Here is a 17,067-nt window from a genome sequence, read left to right as displayed (position 1 = left end):
CCCTTGCGATCCCCTCCGTCTCCCATCATCTATCAGCATGCAAACCCGACAGGCGCGCATTTGACCATCCCCAACCTGATCAGCATCCTGCGCCTGGTTCTGGTGCCAGCGGTGGTGCTGGCGATGCTGCAGGCGCGCTGGGAATGGGCCTTTGCCGGGTTCCTCGTGGCTGGCATCTCCGACGGCGTCGACGGCTTCATCGCCCGTCGTTTCAATCAGCAGTCCAGGCTCGGCGCCTATCTCGATCCGATGGCCGACAAGCTGCTGCTGGTTTCGGTCTTCGTCGTCCTGGGCTTCATCGGGCAATTGCCGCTGTGGCTGGTCGTCACCATGGTGTCGCGCGACGCGCTGATCGTCTGCGCCGTTGTGTTGTCGTCGGTCATGGCCCATCCAGTCGAGATGAAGCCGCTTTTCGTGTCGAAGGCCAACACCGCTAGCCAGATCGTGCTGGCGGCGGTTGTGCTGGGCGAACTTGCCCTTGCCGTTCACCTCGACCCTCTGCGGCCAGCCCTCATATTGCTGTCCGGGGTCTTGACCGTGGCTTCGGCCGCGGCCTATCTCGTGGCTTGGCTGAGGCATATGAGCGGCTATGGCGAAGGCTCCAATCCGGACATCTGAGAGAGAAGCGGCGGTTGAGAGAGAAACGGCGGTGATCGAGGCTGCGGCTGCCGATCTCGCCGCATCATCCACCTTCCGCCGGCAGATCTTCTTCTGGCTGGCCGGCGCCGCCGTGCTCGCACTTTTCCTCTATGTCTTCAGTGCCATCCTGTTGCCCTTCGTTGCGGGCATGGTGCTCGCCTATTTCCTCGATCCGGTCGCCGACCGGTTGCAGCGGCTCGGCCTGTCCCGCTTCATGGCCACGGTGGTCATCCTCATCACCTTCCTCATCGTGCTGGTGCTGGCCTTCGTCGTCCTCATTCCCGTGCTGGCGACGCAGATGGCCGATTTCGCCGGCAAATTGCCGGACTATCTGACCCGGCTGCAAAGCCTGATCACGTCATATGATCCGAAATGGCTGGAACAGAAATTCGGCGTCAATGCCAATGGCTTGCGCGACGGGCTAAATTCGCTGCTGACCTCCGGCTTCGGCCTGCTCACCACGGTCTTCACCTCGATCTGGAGTTCCGGCGTGGCGCTGGTCTCGGTGGTCAGCCTGTTCGTGGTGACGCCGGTGGTTGCTTTCTACATGCTGCTCGACTGGGACCGCATGGTTGCGGTCATCGACAGCTGGGTGCCGCGCGACAACGTCACGACGGTGCGCGCGATCGCCAAGGACATCAACACCGCAACAGCCGGCTTCGTGCGCGGCCAGGGCACGCTGTGCCTGGTGCTGGGCGCCATGTACGCCACCGGGCTGACGCTGACCGGGCTGAATTTCGGCATTCTTATCGGCCTGTTCGCCGGGCTGATCTCCTTCATCCCCTATGTCGGCTCGCTCACCGGACTGGTGCTGGCCGTCGGCGTCGCCTTCGTCCAGTTCTGGCCGGACTGGACGATGATCGTCGCCGTCGCGGTGGTGTTTTTCATCGGCCAGTTCATCGAGGGTAACATCCTGCAGCCACGGCTGGTCGGCAAGAGCGTCGGCCTGCATCCGGTCTGGCTGATGTTCTCGCTGTTTGCCTTCGGCGCGCTGTTCGGCTTCGTCGGCCTGCTGATTGCCGTGCCGGCTTCGGCGGCAGTTGCCGTGCTGGTGCGGTTTGCCATAGCCCGTTATCTGGAATCGCCGCTCTACAAGGGCCACGGCAGCACTGCGCCGGCGCTCCCGGCCGATCGGCGCAAGGCCATCAAGCCATGATTCGGCCGGTGACCAGGTTCCTTGCCGGGCCGCATGGCTGAGCCAGTATGAGCGACCAGAAAGCCGACCCGCCGCGCCAATTGCCGCTCGATCTCGGCCATGGCACCGGCTATTCGCGCGACGACCTCGTCGTCTCCGGCACCAATGCGCAAGCAGTGGCTTTGGTCGACCGTTGGCCGGACTGGCCCTCGCCGGTGGTGGTGCTGGCCGGTCCCGCCGGCTCCGGCAAGACGCACCTGGCCTCGATCTGGCGCGCGCGCGCCAACGCGGTGGCGGTCGACGCCAGGCGTATCGGTGACAGCATCGCCAATCTCGGCCCCCGGCCGGCACTGATCGACGATGTCGATGCCGACGCGGTGGACGAGCAAGGCCTGTTCCATCTGATCAATGCGGTGCGTGGTGCGGGCTCAACGCTGTTGTTGACGGCGCGCCGCTTTCCCTCGGCTTGGGGTGTTGCGCTGCCTGATCTGGCCTCGCGGCTGAAGGCGGCGGCGACGGTCGAGATCCATGAGCCCGACGACGTCCTGCTCGCCGGCGTCATCACCAAGCTGTTCGCCGACCGCCAGGTCGAGGTCGAGCCGCATGTCGTGCAGTATCTGGTCCGCCGCATCGAGCGCTCGCTGGCGACCGCGATGCGTGTGGTGGAACGGCTGGACCGCACAGCGCTCGAGCGCAAGACACCGATCACGCGGGCATTGGCGGCCGAAACCGTCAGCGCCATGGACGAGGGGCAGGGCGAATTCGAGATCTAGCTGCTGGTTGTCTGGCGTACTGCTCCGAGACGGCGCGGCCCCTCTACTTTCGTTGCGATCTCGTGCAATGTCGCCATCAACCTGTTGATTTGTGACAGGGTGGTGGTCATTTCGGGGCCGTACCGAGCCACCAAATATTCTCTGTTTCCAGTCAGTTGAGACAGGTGATCTGCCGTGCGTTTCCGTAGGACGAGTCCAGAAATAACGGCTTTTTCGGTGCGTGCAGCAAAATCATGATGTAGCCCGCGGACCATTTTTGGATCGGAACCGGACAGCAGGAGCCGCGCATTGAGGTAGAGTTCAATCGCGTGAAGTGCAGCGAAACGGCATGGCACCAGGGAAAGAGCATTACGCTTGCGGCGAAGTGCTAGAAGATTGACCGCCGCATTTTTGAATTCACTTGCGAGTTCAAGTATCTGTTCGGCTGTCGCCTCTTCACCAGGATAGGAGTTAGACATTCTACTGCCCGCTTCGGATACCGTCTTCTTCCAGATGACATGACACGGGTCACTTAGTCAAAAAACAAGTTTGACTCTGGAAAACAAGAAAGCGGCAATCTGAGATCTGTCCCGCTATGAGGAAACAAAAGCTGGCCTTGCCTTTCCGGAGGATGACCGGCCTGTCGTTTGCTGCCATTTTCGAAGCGCTTCCGTCGCTGCCTTCCGACTTGCACCGGAAAACCGTCGCGGCAAGGCCGACGACCGAGAGCGACGCAAGACCACCATACGGTCGCGCCAACGGCTAACGACATTGCATTCCGGGAGAGGATGGTCGGAGTGGAGAGATTCGAACTCCCGACCCTCTGGTCCCAAACCAGATGCGCTACCAGGCTGCGCTACACTCCGAACGGTCTGTTGCCTATTCATTTCGGTGTTGCATGGCAAGTGCAAAAACCTTGCCGTGTTGCGCATTGCGCAGTAATGACGTCGCAGGGTGGCGATGCTGCCTTGCACAATAACGAGGTGGCCATGTCCGCGCGCATTTTCAGCCCAGCCAAAACCGCGATGCAGTCCGGCAAGGCCAAGACCGGCCATTGGGTGCTGGAATTCGACCCCGAGATGCGCAAGAAGATCGACCCCTTGATGGGCTACACCACGTCGGGAGACATGAGGAGCCAGATCAGGCTCACCTTCGATACGAGGGAAGAAGCGGTGGCCTACGCCGAAAAGGAAGGTTTTGCCTTCCGCGTCGAGGAGCCGAAAGAGACCAAGCGCCGCCAGATTTCCTATGCGGAGAATTTCCGCTATGACCGCAGGACGCCCTGGACGCATTGACCGGCGGCCAGCGTCAAGTATTCAGCCGGCCCGGCGGCCGGCCAGCGGTCCCGTAGCTCAGCTGGATAGAGCACCGGCCTTCTAAGCCGATGGTCACAGGTTCGAATCCTGTCGGGATCGCCAATAATTTCAAAAGTTTGTACCGGTGAGCCTGATCAGGGCCGCTCGCTCTGTCACCCCGCGACTGCCAGCGCCACCACCTTGTGCAACAGGGAGTTGAGCCTGGGTTCGGCGCAGCGATCCGGAATTATTTCGTGATCCAGCGGGGTTGGAACCATAGCTCCCACCACGCGTTCGGGGCCTTGTATTCGCGGTGCCTCATAAGAAGGCAATGTGCGGGCCGACGAAAGGGGTGGGGTAAAACAAGCGCGGGTTGGGGGAGGAGAAGCCAGGTTATGTCGAAACGCGAGATTGGAACGTCCCCCGCCTTGGGGCGGCGTATCGCTGAACTCAAGGCCAGAATGCAGGATGCCGAAATTTCCGACCATGAGATGAAAACGTTTCACAAGGTCGCCGCCATCATGGGGGCAGGCGACGGCTCCCTACGACTGGATGCCGACGACTTGATCGCGGCATCGTTCGTTGCCGAGGCGCTGGGTGGACCAGCGCCCAACCGCTGACATTCAGGAGTCCTGCACGAAGTCCAGCAGAGCGACGGTTTTCACCCGCGGGAGCGAGCACGGCTGCCGTCGGTGGCCGTTGTGTTGTCGTGTCTGCCGATATCGAATTGGAAGGAAAGTCTTATCAATTTGTTTGCGTTGCTGCGTCATAGTAGCAGTGGCTAACGGAGTGGAACGCGATGAGGATCGATGTGTCGCCGACGAGCTGGGGCAGGGTGATCGCTGTCACGGCAGCCGGTACGGCATTCTTCATCGCCGTGGCGTTCTTCGTCGATTCCTTCAATTTCCCCTATCTTTCACCCGAGGCACTGTGGCGGGCGCAACTGACCGATCTGATGTTGCCTTTGGTGCTGGGCGGCTCGTTTCTGTTTTTCCTGATGTGGAAGATCCGCCAGCTGGCCATCGCCCAGCGTGATCTCAGCATCGTTGCCGCGACCGACAGCCTGACGGCCGTGCTGAACCGCGGCGCCTTCTCGATGCTGGTCGAAGCCTATCTCGAGCAGACCCGCAAGCAGGAGCAGGCCCATTCGGGGGCGCTGCTGATCATCGATGCCGACCATTTCAAGTCGATCAACGACCGGCACGGACATGACTGCGGAGACCAGGCGCTCAAGCTGATCGCGCAGGCGATCAAAGGCCAGCTGCGCGGCGGCGACATCGTCGGCCGCATCGGTGGCGAAGAGTTCGGCGTGTTTCTGCCCGGCGTCGATCCCTCGCATTCATGGGTGGTTGCCGAAAGCATTCGTCGGCGCATCCGTGAGATGGACTTCTCGCCGGGCGGGCGGCCATGCCCATTGTCCGTCAGCATCGGCGGCACAAGCTTTACCGGGCCGACAACCTTCGAAGAGATTTTCGTGGCTGCCGACAGGCGGCTCTACGCGGCCAAATCGAACGGGCGCGATCAAGTCAGCTTCGATCCATCAGGGGCTTCTCTGGTGCCCAGCGGCGCCATCGTGCATTGACAGCAAGCGTGGTCACGCAACCTTGAACCGTCGCGTCCTGTCACTGTTGGGCACGAAGACCTCGGGCACCGCACGCTGACTTGAGTAATCTGTCGCGCTGACGGTGCTTTCGCTTTGCTGACATCACGCTAAAAAGCGTTACTGCTTTCCCGAGTTTCGCAAGCGTCCGGGCCGGTCCAGTCATGGCCTTTCTCAATGCCGGCGAACGAATGGCGGGACGGTTCAGGCAAGATCAGCGCAGCAACTATGATTCATTTGTTCAATGGCTTTCAGAACCCTTTTGGCGGCAGTGACCTCGAAACCCTGGAACTGTACCGGCTGTTGAGCGCTGACTCCGAGGTGCGTCTGTGGGCAACGTCCTCCAGGGTGTCCGGCGAGTTGATGGGGCAATTTCCGATTCACCGCATCTCGCTGCCAAAGTGGAATGTGCCGGACGGCGGTACCTACGTCTTCTTCGGCGCGCATTGGCGCAACAAAATGTGGCCCTACCTGATCCCGCGGCCGCGTCGGCTGATCTATGTCTTCAATACCTTTCACCCGAAAGTCATCCCGCTGACGACGCGCATGCCCCATATGCTCAGCTGGCCCGACGCCGAACTGGTGCTGATTTCCGATTTTCAAAAACGCACGCTGCGGGTCGATGGCGTCGTGCATCCGTCGCCGATCGATATCGAACGTTTTTCACCAAAACCGGTCAAGCCCGGTCGTCCGTTCACCCTGGGACGATTGAGCCGAGACACCCCGGACAAACATCATGCAGACGATGTGCTGCTTTACGAAGCATTGCTGGCGGATGGTGTCGCGTTGCGGATTCAGGGCGGGATGCTGCTCAAGGACAGGCTCAAACCGCATCCGCAACTCGAACTCCTTCCGCAAGGCCGGTTTGCGGCCGAAGAGTTCCTGCCGACGCTCGACGTGTTCTACTATCGCACCGGCTCCCATGTTGAGACGTTCGGCCGGGTGGTGTTCGAAGCGATGGCCTGTGGTTTGCCTGTGGTCTGCCATTCGCATGGCGGCTATGCCGACCATATCAGGCATGGCGAAAACGGTTTTCTGTTCGAGACGACGCAACAGGCGCGGCAGATCCTGGCCGACCTCAAAGCCGATCCGGAGCTGCGGGCGACAGTGGGTCGTGAGGCGCGGCGGACCGTTGAGCAGCTGTTTTCTTCGCAGGCGCTTCGACGGCGGCTGGATTTCTATCTGCACTAGCAGCACATCGGGCTTTGCAGACACCCTCGGCATCGCGCTAAAGCTGGCATGCAAACCAACCATCGGGCGGACGGGCAGCGGCGCGCCACAGACTGAGCAGGACTTCTTACCGATGACATTGACGGGCGCGGCGGCACTGCTGATCCTGATCCTGACCTACGCTGGTGTCGCCATTGGCCGCATCCCGGGCCTGCGCCTCGACCGGGCAGGGATCGCGCTGCTCGGCGGGGCTGCGATGATCGCCGTCGGCGCGCTCAGCATGGAAGATGCCTACCGCGCGATCAATTTCGACACCATCACGCTTCTGCTCGGCATGATGATCGTGGTGGCGCATCTGAAGGTTTCCGGCGCCTTTCGCGGTCTTGGCGCCGTCGCCATCGAGCAGGCACATGCGCCCTTCATGCTCCTGGTCATGGTGACGCTGCTGACCGGCGTGCTGTCGGCCTTCCTGGTCAACGATGCCATCTGCCTGGTCATGGCTCCGATCGTCGTCCACGTCACCCGCGTCATCAAGCGCAACCCCATCCCCTATCTGATCGCCACCGCCACCGCGTCGAATTGTGGCAGCGTCGCCACCATCACCGGCAATCCGCAAAACATGGTGATCGGCGCGCTGTCGGGCATTTCCTATCCTGCCTTTTCGGCGGCCCTTGCTCCGGTCGCTCTGTTTGGCCTGGTCGCGGTCATTGTCATCATCCGCATCGTCTACAGGGCCGAATTCGCCCGCACGGCCCAATTGACCCCAGAAGTCTCGCGTGGTCGCATGCACAAGGGACAGGTGCTTAAGGCGGTGGTGGTCTGCATCGGATTGGCCATCGCCTTCTTCGCCGGCGTGCCCGTCGCCAAGGCGGCACTCATTGGCGGTGCCATCCTCTTGCTCACCCGTGCCATCAAACCGGAACGCATCTACCGCGAGATCGACGGGCCGCTGCTGTTCATGTTCGCCGGTCTGTTCGTGGTCGTCGCCGGCGCGGAAAAGACGCTGCTGACGCCAGACATGATCGCCTCGGCAAAGAACCTTGGGCTGGACGATGTCTGGCGCCTGTCCGGCTTCACCGCGGTGCTCTCCAACATCATGAGCAATGTCCCGGCCGTGCTGGCGCTGCGGCCCTTCATACCCGGCCTTGAAAATCCCGAACGTGCCTGGCTTGTGGTCGCCATGAGCTCGACGCTAGCCGGCAATTTCACGCTGCTCGGTTCGGTCGCCAACCTGATTGTCGCCGAGCAGGCAAGGACCGCCGGCACGCAGCTGTCGTTCGGCGCCTTCTTCAAGGTCGGCTTGCCGCTGACATTGATAACGCTGGTGGTCGGCACGGCATGGCTGGCGTTTGGATTCTAATGCATGTCGCCCAAAAGTGGCCCGGTTTTGGGAGAACGACATGCATCAAAACAAAGACCTAAGGCGCGTTGCCTGAATCCGTTCAAACGCGACGCGCTTTAGACCTGGTCGCTGGCAATTCGAGCCCGGACAAGCGTCGCCGCGGCGCGGCCTGCTGCCTCGATGTAATCGGGATTGCGGTGGATCAGCATGATCGAAAAGCAGCCATCTATCAGGAGCACGATCTCGCGTGCCAAGGCTTGCGGCTCCTCGACGCCCCGGACGGACAACGCACCGGCCAGCCACGTCTCAAAATTTGACTTATGCCGCGACCCGACCTTGATCGCCGGGTGTCCAGGCATCGAGGCGAGTTCCGCGGCCGTGCGCAGGAAGCCGCATCCTTTCCATTTCGGATGGTGGGCGGCCTTCGCCAGATTGGCGAAGATCGCCTCGACCTTGCGATCCGCTCCGCCTTCGGAGGCATCGAACCAGCCGGCCATCCGCTTCAGATTGGGTTGGTCGCGGCCATCGAGATAGGCGGCGATCAGGTCGTCCTTGCTCTTGAAGTGATAATAAAGCGTCCGCTTGGTGAGCCCGGCTTCCTCGGCAACGGCATCGACGCTGACGCGGCCGATTCCTTCCGCGTAAAACAGTCTTGTTGCGGCATCGACAATGCGTTTGCGGGTGGGGCTTTGCGCTTCAGGCATTCGCTTATGTATACTGACTAGTGAATATACACAAGCGACGAAGGGCGTAACCTTCCCAGCCATGGGTACGCTGGAGAAGGAAGCCAAATGACCGATCTTGTCCTCAACGCAACCAGGGATGGGATTGCCATCCTCACCCTCAACCGGCCGGAGAAGCTCAACGCGTTGAACTATGCCTTGATCGATCGCCTGCTCGCAGTCCTCGACGACATTGAAGTCGATGCCGGCGTTCGGGCGGTCATTCTTACCGGAGCAGGGGAGCGGGCGTTTTCGGCGGGTGGCGACATCCATGAATTCTCGGCCAGTGTGGCGCTTGGCGTCGATGTCGCGATGCGTGACTTTGTGATGCGCGGGCAGCGGCTGACGGCAAGGCTGGAAGCATTCCGCAAACCCGTCATCGCCGCGGTCAACGGCATTGCCTTTGGCGGCGGCTGCGAAATCACCGAGGCCGTGCCGCTGGCCATCGCCAGCGAACGCGCCCTGTTCGCCAAGCCGGAAATCAGCCTTGCGATGCCGCCGACCTTTGGCGGAACGCAGCGCCTGCCCAGGCTCGCCGGGCGCAAGAGGGCGCTCGAACTGCTCTTGACCGGCGATTGGTTTCCGCCGGAGCGCGCCCTTGAACTTGGCCTCGTCAACCAGGTGGTGCCGCATGGCGATTTGATGCCGGCCGCAATGGGCCTCGCCAAGCGTATCCTGCGGCACTCCGATCTGGCGATCGCGGGCATCCTCACCTCGGTGGCGCGCGGCCTCAACCTGAGCATCGCGGAAGGCCTGCAGGTCGAAGCCGAGCAGTTTGCCCGCATGGCTCCGACCGCCGACCTGCGCGAAGCGCTGGATGCCTGGCTGACACGCCGCGAGCCCCGTTTCGACGGCTCATGGACGCACATCGCTCGGCCTGACGAGGCCAGGCGGGTCTCGTTGGCACTGGATCAGGGCGCCACCACCAAACGGCCTTTCATGTTGGGGTGGAAACGGCAGAAATAATCGACCGTCTCAGCCTTCTGCAGGGTGAGGCTCGCGGACTTTTTCGGCGGGATCGTCACCTCCCAGCCGCCCTTGACGGTCGCCGTGTGGGCGAACACGTCCTTGTTCACCCACTCGATCGTGTCTCCGACCTTGGCCTCGACAGTGGCTGGCGAAAACACCAGCTTGTCGATTGTGACGTGGATGGTTTCAGCCTGTGCCGGAACGATGCCGATGGCCAGCGTCAGCGCGATCCATAGATGGCGTTTCGACATACTGCCTGTCCTACTTCAGCATGCCGGCGACATGTTCGGCATGCTGCTCATGGCCCTGGAAGATCTTCAGGCCGGTCTCAAGCAGGCTCTTCAGTTCGCCATTGCTGGCCGACGGGATGAGCAGCGTTTCGAGAGCGCCGTTGACCTGCTTGTGGTAGGCGACCTCGTTGTCGACATAGGCCTTGTCGAAGGCAGCACCCTCGAGCTTGGCTAGTTTGGCCCTCTCTTCGGCGGCCGCCTTGCTCAGCGCCTGGCTGGTGGCGTTGTCTTCCGGCGTCACCTTGAGCTTCTTGACCAGGTCGAGCGCCTGCACGTTCACGGCTTCGTGGTCGCGCACCATGTCGTTGGCGAAGGCCACGACGTCCTTGTTCTTCGATTTCTCGATCGCCAGCTTGGCGGCTTCAACGTCGATGACCCCGGCCGTGTAGGCGATGTGGGCGATCTGTGGGTCGGTCGGCTTGTCGGCCGCTTGCGCGAACGGGGCAGTGCCAAGCAGCAGCATGGCGGCCAGGGCAGCGGTGTGTCGGATAGGCATGGCATCTCCTTCGCCCGGAGCGGAAATCGCGCCGGTCAGTGTTTCTCGGTTGACGGTCATTGGATGCCGGGCAGCGGCAAACGTTCCCAAGGAATCGGCGAAAGGTCAGCTTTCCAGGCCGAGCCGCCGCATCACGGCGCTGGTCAGCCTTTCGCAACGTCGGCCGGCGAAGGGGAACGCATCGAGCAGCACCGGCCCGATCTGGTCGTCCAGTGCCTTGCGTACCAGGGTGCGGGCGCGGTGCAGCCTTGTCTTGACGGTTTGTGGCCGGACGCCGAGGAGATCGGCGGTCTCTTCAATGCTCAGCCCCTCGATCACCCGCGCCACGAACACAGTCCGGTAGACATCCGGAAGGCTGTCGGTGGCCCGTTCCACCAGCTGGAGGATCTGCCGTTGCGCCATCGTCCGTTCCGGATCGTCGCTGGGGTTGAGGGGGAACCGGATGATCTCGGCTTGCGGATTTTCCGGCATTGCCACCGTCCTGCGTCTTTTGCGCAGTCGGCCGAGCGCCTCGTTGATGACGATGCGCGACAACCATGTGGCAAGCGAGGCGTCGCCGCGAAACGCATCGAGATGGGCGAAGGCCCTGACATAGGCCTCCTGCACGATGTCCTCGGCCTCGCTGTCATTGCGCACCACGCCGCGGGCGATGCGGTAGAGCCGCTGGTTGTGCATCTTGATGATGGTGCGGAAAGCGTCGCCCTCGCGCGCCAAGGCGCGGCGCACGAGTTGCATGTCGCCTGAAGCGACAGAAGGCATGGCCGTCAAGACAGCAGGCATGGCCAGTTCCTCAACCCAATCCCGGACCGAAACCCGATTGAGAGATTGGATGGCATTGCCGGCAAAAGGTTCCCGGCCATTTTTGCCGGGTCCGGCGGCGGCTACCGTACCGCTTCCGGCGAGGACTTGTCAGCAGCCTGCAGACGCGCCGTGGCTGCCAGCAGATCGGTCTGTGTGATCAGTCCGAGAATGCGCTTGTCGTCGTCCACGACGATGACCGCATGGCTGCGGCCGTCGGTGAGTACCGGCAGCAGACCCATGGCGGCGAAACCGGCGGCGGCTGTCGCCGCGGGCGATATCACGGATCCGACCGTGCCGGAGGCCAGTGCCAGTTCCCGCAATCCCACGGTGCCTGCCAGCCTTGTCTCCGCGTTGACGACCGGCAAGGTACGGATGTTGTGGTCAAGCAGCAATTGGCGCGCTGACTCGGTGGACGTGTGTTCGTCGACCGAGATCACATTGCGCGACATGATGTCCTCGCACAGCAGGCCCTTGTGCGCGCGCACCAGAGCCTGCAATTCGACTTGCCGCAGCAGCCGGTCGAGATCATTGCGATCAATATCGAACGTCTCGTCGAGCGCGCCAAGCGCGGCATCGATGTCTTCGGGCTGGAAGCCGACGCGCAACTGCGCCGGCGGATCGACGGTGCCATGGCTGTTCGTCGGGGGAATCGGCACGTGCGGGTAATTGCGACGGGCCAGCTTGTGGAAGCCGTAGCCCAGCGCCACCAGCAGAAGCGAGTTCAACGCCACCGGCACGAATGGAAAAAGGAAGCCGGCGCTGGTGACGGCAGGCCCTCCCAACACTGCCGTCAGGGCAGCCGCCCCGCCCGGCGGATGCAGGCAGCGCGTGAACGACATGGCGGCGATGGCAAGCGCCACCGCGATGCCGGTGGCAAGGGCGGTTTCGTGGATGAAATGCGCCACGATCACGCCGACCAGTGCCGATATCGTGTTGCCGCCGATGATCGACCATGGCTGCGCCAACGGGCTGGCCGGCACCGCGAACAGGAGTACGGCCGAGGCTCCCATCGGCGCCACCAGCAGCGGCACGTGCGGGCCGTTGCCGAGCACCAGACCGCCGATCGCGCCGGTCAGTGCAATGCCGATCGTCGCGCCGATGCAGGCGATGATGCGCTCGCGCAGCGTCGCGCCGGCAAGAATCGGAACAAAAAGGCGAAAGGCCATGGGAGTCGGAAACTCTGCCGGTATGCCAGAGGGAAGTCGAAACCAGATGATCGCACCGCAATGACGCGGCATTGTCGGATTTGAAAGCCAAATTGATCCTCAAAGGCGCGGCTTTGAGAAATAGAATTCCGTGATTTGCCGAATCAGTTGGGCGGGTGCCCCGATGGCTCAGGCAGAAGCCGCGGCGGTCAGGCCACGCAGAATGTCGGCCTTCAGGTCGTCGACATCCTCGAGGCCGATTTGGAGGCGGATCAACGGGCCTTCATACGGGCCCTTTGCGACAACGCGGTCGGCGAGCCAGACCGGCACCGCAAGGCTCTCATAGCCGCCCCAGGAATAGCCGAGGCCGAAGATCTGCAGCGCGTCGAGAAAGGCGTGCTGCTGCTTCTGGCCGCCGCCGGCAAGCACGATGGAAAAGATGCCGCTCGAGCCGGAGAAGTCGCGCTTCCAGAGGCCGTGGTCCGGATGGCTGGGAAGGGCAGGGTGGAGCACGCGCGCCACGCCCTTCTGGCCCTCGAGCCAGGAGGCGATGGCGAGCGCGCTGCGCTGATGGTGCTCGAGGCGCACGCCCATGGTGCGCAGGCCGCGCAGCACTTGGTAGACATCGTCGGGCCCGGCGCAACAGCCAAGCGTGCAGAAGCTTTCGTAAAGATGCTTCCAGCAGCCTTCGTTGGCCGAGACCGTGCCAAGCAGCACGTCGGAATGGCCCGCCGGATATTTCGTCGCCGCGTGGATCGAGATGTCGACGCCGTGGTCGAGCGGGCGGAAATACAGCGGCGTCGCCCAGGTATTGTCCATCATGACGATGGCGCCTGCGGCGTGAGCCGCCTTGACGATGGCCGGGATGTCCTGCAGCTCGAACGTGTTGGACGCTGGCGATTCCGTGAACACCACCTTGGTGTTGGGCTTGATCAACGCCGCGATGCCGGCGCCGACATCGGGGGCGTAGTACTCGACCTCGACGCCCAGTCGCTTCAGCATGGTGTCGGCGAAGTTGCGCGTCGGGTGATAGACGGAATCGACGATCAGCAGATGGTCGCCCGCCGAGACGAAGGCGAGCAGCGGTACGGTCACCGCCGCAAGGCCCGATGGCACCACGATCGTGCCGGCCGACCCCTCCAGTGCATCTATGGCATGGGCAAGGGCATCGGTCGTTGGCGTGCCACGCGTGCCATAAGTGTATTTCTGGCTGCGTGCAGCCATCGACGCCGCGTCGGGATAAAGAACGGTCGAGGCGTGCACCACCGGTGGATTGACGAAACCGAAATAGTCATGCGGGTTGTTGCCCGAATGGGTAAGCCGCGTGTTGATACCCAGTCGGTCGCCGTCTTTCGCCATTCTTCTTCGCCTTGTTCGACAAGGCGCTAGCCATAGTGCGACCGCTTTGGCCGTGCAACCGGCCTGCACCCGCCAGGCAACCGACTTCGGATGTACCAAGTCGTGTCTGGTGAAGCGGCGCACAGTCTTGCCCGGTCCGAACGCATTGCGCTCTTGGCCGTTCGGCTATTGAGGACGGCCGCGAAAGATATATGATTGATTCCTAATATTTTCCCGGACTGCCTCGATCAGATGCTGCCGGATGATCCTTCCCGGTTGACCTCCTGATCCCCTGCGATCCGGGCATCTCGCTTGCAGAGCAGTGAATGCAGCCAAGGAGGAATGCCATGACGAACGTCAAGTGGATGATCAAGGCGCGCGAGTTCGTCAACTGCAACTGCGCCTATGGCTGCCCCTGCCAGTTCAACGCCTTGCCGACGAATGGATTCTGCCGCGCGGTGGTCGGCGTGGAAATCGAGAGCGGCTATCACGGCGACACCAAGCTGGACGGCTTGCGCTTTGCCGGTGTCTTCCGCTGGCCCGGCGCAATTCACCACGGCAGGGGTGAGGCGGCAGTGGTCATTGACGAGCGGGCGACCGAGGCGCAGCGCGGAGCGCTGCTTCGCATTCTCAGCGGTGAGGACACCGAACCCGGCGCGACCATATTCCAGGTCTTTTCGACCACATTGGAGACGGTCCACGATCCGATCTTCGCGGCAATAGACTTCGAAGTCGACATCGATGCCCGAGCCGCTCGCCTGCACGTGCCGGGCGTAACCTCGGGCCGCGGCGAGCCGATCAAGAATCCCGTCACCGGTGCGGAGCATCGGGCGCGCATCGACCTCACGCATGGTTTCGAATATTCGCTTGCCGAGGTCGGGCGTGGCTGGACCAAGGCGACCGGCCCGATCAAGTTCGAACTTGCGGACTCGCATAGCCATTTCGCCAATTTGCACCTCTCGCAAAGCGGCATCGTGCATTGACCTGATCCAATGATCGACACGGCTCTCGAGGCGGTGCTGCGGCGCGACCGCACAGTCGTGACGGCCGCGCTCGTCATCATAGCCGTGCTCGCATGGGTCTATGTGCTGTGGCTCGCGGCCGACATGGCCATGCAGCATGCTGCCGCCCCGAGCGCCGCAGTTGGCGATATGGCTGGCATGGACATGTCAGGCACCGATGCGGGCAATATGGACATGCCGGGCATGGATAAGGGTGGCATGGACATGGGCGCCACGATGGCGCCCGGTTTCCGCGCCTGGGCGCCAGCCGACTTCGCTTTCATCTTCGCCATGTGGTCCGTGATGATGGTTGGCATGATGACGCCGTCGGTCGCGCCGATGGTGCTGCTCTATGCCGGGGTCGGTCGCAAGGCGCGGGCGGGCGGGCGGCCCATCGCGTCGACTGCATGGTTTTTCACCGGCTATCTGCTCGTCTGGGTTGCCTTCAGCGTGGTTGCGACCGGCGCGCAATGGCTGCTGGCCAGTCAGGCCTTGCTGAGCCCGTTGATGGCAACCAACAGTACGGTTCTCGGCGGCCTCGTCCTGATCGCGGCCGGCCTCTATCAATGGACGCCGATGAAGGGCGTCTGCCTGCAGCAATGCCAGGCACCGATCGCATTTCTGGCCATTCATGGCGGGTTCCGCTCCGATCCGCTCGGTGCGCTTCGATTCGGGATCGTTCATGGCGCCTATTGCCTCGGCTGTTGCTGGGCGCTGATGGCACTCCTGTTCGTCGGCGGCGTCATGAACGTGTTGTGGATCGCCGGCATCGCCATCCTCATTCTTCTGGAAAAAACCGTCCCGACCGGGCAGTTGATCCCGCGCATCTCTGGCACGCTGATGGCGGCAATCGGCGCCTGGCTGCTCGTCCAAGCATCCTGAGCATGCGCTCTCCCGTTCCGGCATGCCATGCGGCCGGATTGCTCGTCATGCATTTAGTCTTTGGGTACTCCAATTCATTCCGGGATATTGGTGGCGCGTAGTAAATCCGCGGGACAGATTTCGCCGGCATGGTCCGGATCCGCGGCCAACCGGACTTGCCGATTTTGTTTGCGCGGCTTGCTAATTTTCGGACGCTCTTGGCTGCAATTCAGGCATTTGCGGCCGTTGGTTTTCAAACTCTTTGGAATTCGGTCATTTTCCTTGACCTCACCGGAATTATCGCCTTCGATGCCATTCGTGAATGGGAGGCGGCGCGTCGGTTGCGATGCGGGGTTCCGGGTATGGGCCGGAATGGGAGCTGCGTTCACACGGGAAAAGATCAGGGTTTGCCTGAAAAACAGAGAAAAGGGTCTGTGGGTCATGAAACATATTGCTATCAGCATTCTTGGCGCCGCCACGCTTGGGTTGATGGCGTCAGCCGCCTCGGCAACGACGCTCGACACAGTCAAGGCGAAAGGCTTCATCCAGTGCGGTGTCTCGACCGGCCTGGCTGGCTTCTCGGCGCCGGACGACAAGGGTGACTGGCAAGGTATCGACGCGGATTTCTGCCGCGCAGTCGCGGCCGCCGTCTTTGGTGACGGCACCAAGGTCAAGTTCACGCCGCTCAGCGCCAAGGAGCGGTTCACCGCGTTGCAGTCCGGCGAGGTCGACATCCTGTCACGCAACACCACCTGGACCATCAATCGCGACACCGCGCTTGGCCTGAACTTCGTCGGCACCACCTACTATGACGGCCAGGGCTTCATGATCAACGCCAAGAAGCTGCCCGGCGTCAATTCCGCGCTGCAGCTTTCCGGCGCCGCCGTCTGCGTGCAGAGCGGCACGACCACCGAGCTCAATCTCGCCGACTATTTCAAGGCCAACAAGATGGAGTACAACCCGGTCGTCTTCGAGAAGCTGGAAGAGGTCAACGCCGCCTATGATGCCGGCCGTTGCGACGTCTACACCACCGATCAGTCGGGTCTTTATGGTATTCGCCTGACGCTGGGCGCGCCGGCCGACCACGTCGTGCTGCCCGAGATCATCTCGAAAGAGCCGCTCGGACCGGCCGTGCGCCAGGGCGACGACCAGTGGTACCACATCGTCAAGTGGACCTATTTCGCGCTGCTCGACGCCGAGGAGCTCGGCATCACCAAGGCCAATGTCGACGAAATGAAGAACTCCGCCAGCCCGGAGATCAAGCGCGTGCTCGGCCAGGAAGCCGATACCAAGATCGGCACCGATCTCGGCGTCTCCAATGACTGGGTCGTCAACATCGTCAAGGCCACCGGCAACTACGGCGAGATGTTCGACCGCAATGTCGGCTCGGGCAGCCCGCTCAAGATCGCCCGCGGCATCAACGCGCTATGGACCAAGGGCGGCCTGCAATACGCTCCGCCGATCCGCTGATCGAAATGTGATCCGGAAGGCAGATCGTCTGCCTTCCGGTT

Annotated in this window: 20 protein-coding genes and 2 tRNA genes; 13 read left to right on the top strand and 9 right to left on the bottom strand. The window is 62.2% G+C overall.

Annotated features, from left to right (window positions below; all coding sequences use genetic code 11):
* The first annotated feature begins 60 nt into the window (after positions 1 to 60).
* The 3 genes from CGZ66_RS18335 to hdaA are packed head-to-tail and all read left to right on the top strand — an operon-like array spanning position 61 to position 2,547.
* Complete coding sequence (locus tag CGZ66_RS18335) at positions 61 to 618, top strand: CDP-alcohol phosphatidyltransferase family protein (RefSeq protein ID WP_095086215.1); 558 nt, start codon at positions 61 to 63, stop codon at positions 616 to 618.
* Complete coding sequence (locus CGZ66_RS18330; protein WP_095086212.1) at positions 590 to 1,795, top strand: AI-2E family transporter; 1,206 nt, start codon at positions 590 to 592, stop codon at positions 1,793 to 1,795. Before CGZ66_RS18335 ends, CGZ66_RS18330 begins: the two co-directional genes overlap by 29 nt.
* A gap of 47 nt (positions 1,796 to 1,842) precedes the next feature.
* Complete coding sequence (gene hdaA, locus CGZ66_RS18325) at positions 1,843 to 2,547, top strand: DnaA regulatory inactivator HdaA (protein WP_095086209.1); 705 nt, start codon at positions 1,843 to 1,845, stop codon at positions 2,545 to 2,547.
* On the opposite strand, the gene CGZ66_RS18320 is transcribed toward hdaA, so the two are convergent.
* Positions 2,544 to 3,005: a hypothetical protein gene (locus tag CGZ66_RS18320; RefSeq protein ID WP_095086206.1), complete on the bottom strand. Its 462-nt coding sequence runs from the start codon at positions 3,003 to 3,005 to the stop codon at positions 2,544 to 2,546. The two genes, hdaA and CGZ66_RS18320, sit on opposite strands and share 4 nt — an antisense overlap.
* A gap of 310 nt (positions 3,006 to 3,315) precedes the next feature.
* Positions 3,316 to 3,392: transfer RNA gene (locus tag CGZ66_RS18315), tRNA-Pro, on the bottom strand.
* A gap of 123 nt (positions 3,393 to 3,515) precedes the next feature.
* Here CGZ66_RS18315 and CGZ66_RS18310 point away from each other — a divergent pair.
* From CGZ66_RS18310 to CGZ66_RS18285, 6 genes are all read left to right on the top strand, one after another.
* Positions 3,516 to 3,821 carry an ETC complex I subunit gene (locus tag CGZ66_RS18310; RefSeq protein WP_095086744.1) on the top strand — a complete coding sequence of 102 codons (306 nt, stop codon included), beginning with the start codon at positions 3,516 to 3,518 and terminating at the stop codon, positions 3,819 to 3,821.
* A 46-nt stretch (positions 3,822 to 3,867) separates the two neighbouring features.
* Positions 3,868 to 3,944, top strand: a tRNA-Arg gene (locus CGZ66_RS18305).
* Between the two features lie 272 nt (positions 3,945 to 4,216).
* Positions 4,217 to 4,441 carry a hypothetical protein gene (locus tag CGZ66_RS18300; protein WP_095086203.1) on the top strand — a complete coding sequence of 75 codons (225 nt, stop codon included), beginning with the start codon at positions 4,217 to 4,219 and terminating at the stop codon, positions 4,439 to 4,441.
* 179 nt (positions 4,442 to 4,620) lie between these two features.
* Complete coding sequence (locus CGZ66_RS18295; protein ID WP_095086200.1) at positions 4,621 to 5,403, top strand: GGDEF domain-containing protein; 783 nt, start codon at positions 4,621 to 4,623, stop codon at positions 5,401 to 5,403.
* Positions 5,404 to 5,598: 195 nt separating this feature from the next.
* Positions 5,599 to 6,612 (top strand): glycosyltransferase family 4 protein, encoded by a 1,014-nt coding sequence (locus CGZ66_RS18290; protein ID WP_245331139.1) that lies wholly within the window; start codon positions 5,599 to 5,601, stop codon positions 6,610 to 6,612.
* Positions 6,613 to 6,724: 112 nt separating this feature from the next.
* Positions 6,725 to 7,951 carry an anion transporter gene (locus tag CGZ66_RS18285; protein ID WP_095086197.1) on the top strand — a complete coding sequence of 409 codons (1,227 nt, stop codon included), beginning with the start codon at positions 6,725 to 6,727 and terminating at the stop codon, positions 7,949 to 7,951.
* Positions 7,952 to 8,049: 98 nt separating this feature from the next.
* Here CGZ66_RS18285 and CGZ66_RS18280 read toward each other — a convergent pair whose 3' ends face one another.
* Complete coding sequence (locus CGZ66_RS18280) at positions 8,050 to 8,637, bottom strand: TetR/AcrR family transcriptional regulator (RefSeq protein WP_167392158.1); 588 nt, start codon at positions 8,635 to 8,637, stop codon at positions 8,050 to 8,052.
* An 87-nt stretch (positions 8,638 to 8,724) separates the two neighbouring features.
* Between CGZ66_RS18280 and CGZ66_RS18275 the strand changes: the two genes are divergently transcribed.
* The gene (locus CGZ66_RS18275) at positions 8,725 to 9,621 is read left to right on the top strand and encodes a crotonase/enoyl-CoA hydratase family protein (RefSeq protein ID WP_095086182.1); all 897 of its coding nucleotides are present in this window, start codon (positions 8,725 to 8,727) and stop codon (positions 9,619 to 9,621) included.
* Here the strand turns inward: CGZ66_RS18275 and CGZ66_RS18270 are convergent.
* From CGZ66_RS18270 to CGZ66_RS18250, 5 genes are all read right to left on the bottom strand, one after another.
* Positions 9,567 to 9,875 (bottom strand): cupredoxin domain-containing protein, encoded by a 309-nt coding sequence (locus CGZ66_RS18270; protein ID WP_095086179.1) that lies wholly within the window; start codon positions 9,873 to 9,875, stop codon positions 9,567 to 9,569. The two genes, CGZ66_RS18275 and CGZ66_RS18270, sit on opposite strands and share 55 nt — an antisense overlap.
* Before the next feature lie 10 nt (positions 9,876 to 9,885).
* Entirely contained in the window at positions 9,886 to 10,410 is a 525-nt protein-coding gene (locus tag CGZ66_RS18265) for a DUF4142 domain-containing protein (RefSeq protein WP_095086738.1), read from the bottom strand.
* 105 nt (positions 10,411 to 10,515) lie between these two features.
* Positions 10,516 to 11,190 carry an RNA polymerase sigma factor gene (locus CGZ66_RS18260; protein ID WP_095086176.1) on the bottom strand — a complete coding sequence of 225 codons (675 nt, stop codon included), beginning with the start codon at positions 11,188 to 11,190 and terminating at the stop codon, positions 10,516 to 10,518.
* A 101-nt stretch (positions 11,191 to 11,291) separates the two neighbouring features.
* The gene (locus tag CGZ66_RS18255) at positions 11,292 to 12,377 is read right to left on the bottom strand and encodes an HPP family protein (protein WP_095086173.1); all 1,086 of its coding nucleotides are present in this window, start codon (positions 12,375 to 12,377) and stop codon (positions 11,292 to 11,294) included.
* A 168-nt stretch (positions 12,378 to 12,545) separates the two neighbouring features.
* Positions 12,546 to 13,715: a cystathionine beta-lyase gene (locus tag CGZ66_RS18250; protein ID WP_095086170.1), complete on the bottom strand. Its 1,170-nt coding sequence runs from the start codon at positions 13,713 to 13,715 to the stop codon at positions 12,546 to 12,548.
* Between the two features lie 326 nt (positions 13,716 to 14,041).
* On the opposite strand from CGZ66_RS18250, the gene CGZ66_RS18245 reads away from it, so the two are divergent.
* Positions 14,042 to 14,677, top strand: a complete 636-nt coding sequence (locus CGZ66_RS18245; protein ID WP_095086166.1) for a DUF1326 domain-containing protein — start codon at positions 14,042 to 14,044, stop codon at positions 14,675 to 14,677.
* 9 nt (positions 14,678 to 14,686) lie between these two features.
* Positions 14,687 to 15,577: a DUF2182 domain-containing protein gene (locus CGZ66_RS18240; protein WP_095086165.1), complete on the top strand. Its 891-nt coding sequence runs from the start codon at positions 14,687 to 14,689 to the stop codon at positions 15,575 to 15,577.
* A 74-nt stretch (positions 15,578 to 15,651) separates the two neighbouring features.
* Here CGZ66_RS18240 and CGZ66_RS39200 read toward each other — a convergent pair whose 3' ends face one another.
* Positions 15,652 to 15,999 (bottom strand): hypothetical protein, encoded by a 348-nt coding sequence (locus tag CGZ66_RS39200; protein WP_143748784.1) that lies wholly within the window; start codon positions 15,997 to 15,999, stop codon positions 15,652 to 15,654.
* Between CGZ66_RS39200 and CGZ66_RS18235 the strand changes: the two genes are divergently transcribed.
* A complete protein-coding gene (locus tag CGZ66_RS18235) occupies positions 15,998 to 17,026 on the top strand; it encodes an amino acid ABC transporter substrate-binding protein (RefSeq protein ID WP_095086162.1) in 1,029 nt (342 codons plus the stop codon). The two genes, CGZ66_RS39200 and CGZ66_RS18235, sit on opposite strands and share 2 nt — an antisense overlap.
* Positions 17,027 to 17,067 lie beyond the last annotated feature (41 nt).

Origin of the sequence: Mesorhizobium sophorae (assembly GCF_002270415.1) — a bacterium.
GTDB classification, from domain to species: Bacteria; Pseudomonadota; Alphaproteobacteria; order Rhizobiales; family Rhizobiaceae; genus Mesorhizobium; species Mesorhizobium sophorae.
The sequence above is the reverse complement of the archived record's forward strand: the minus strand, read 5'-3'. Positions and strand labels throughout refer to the sequence as shown.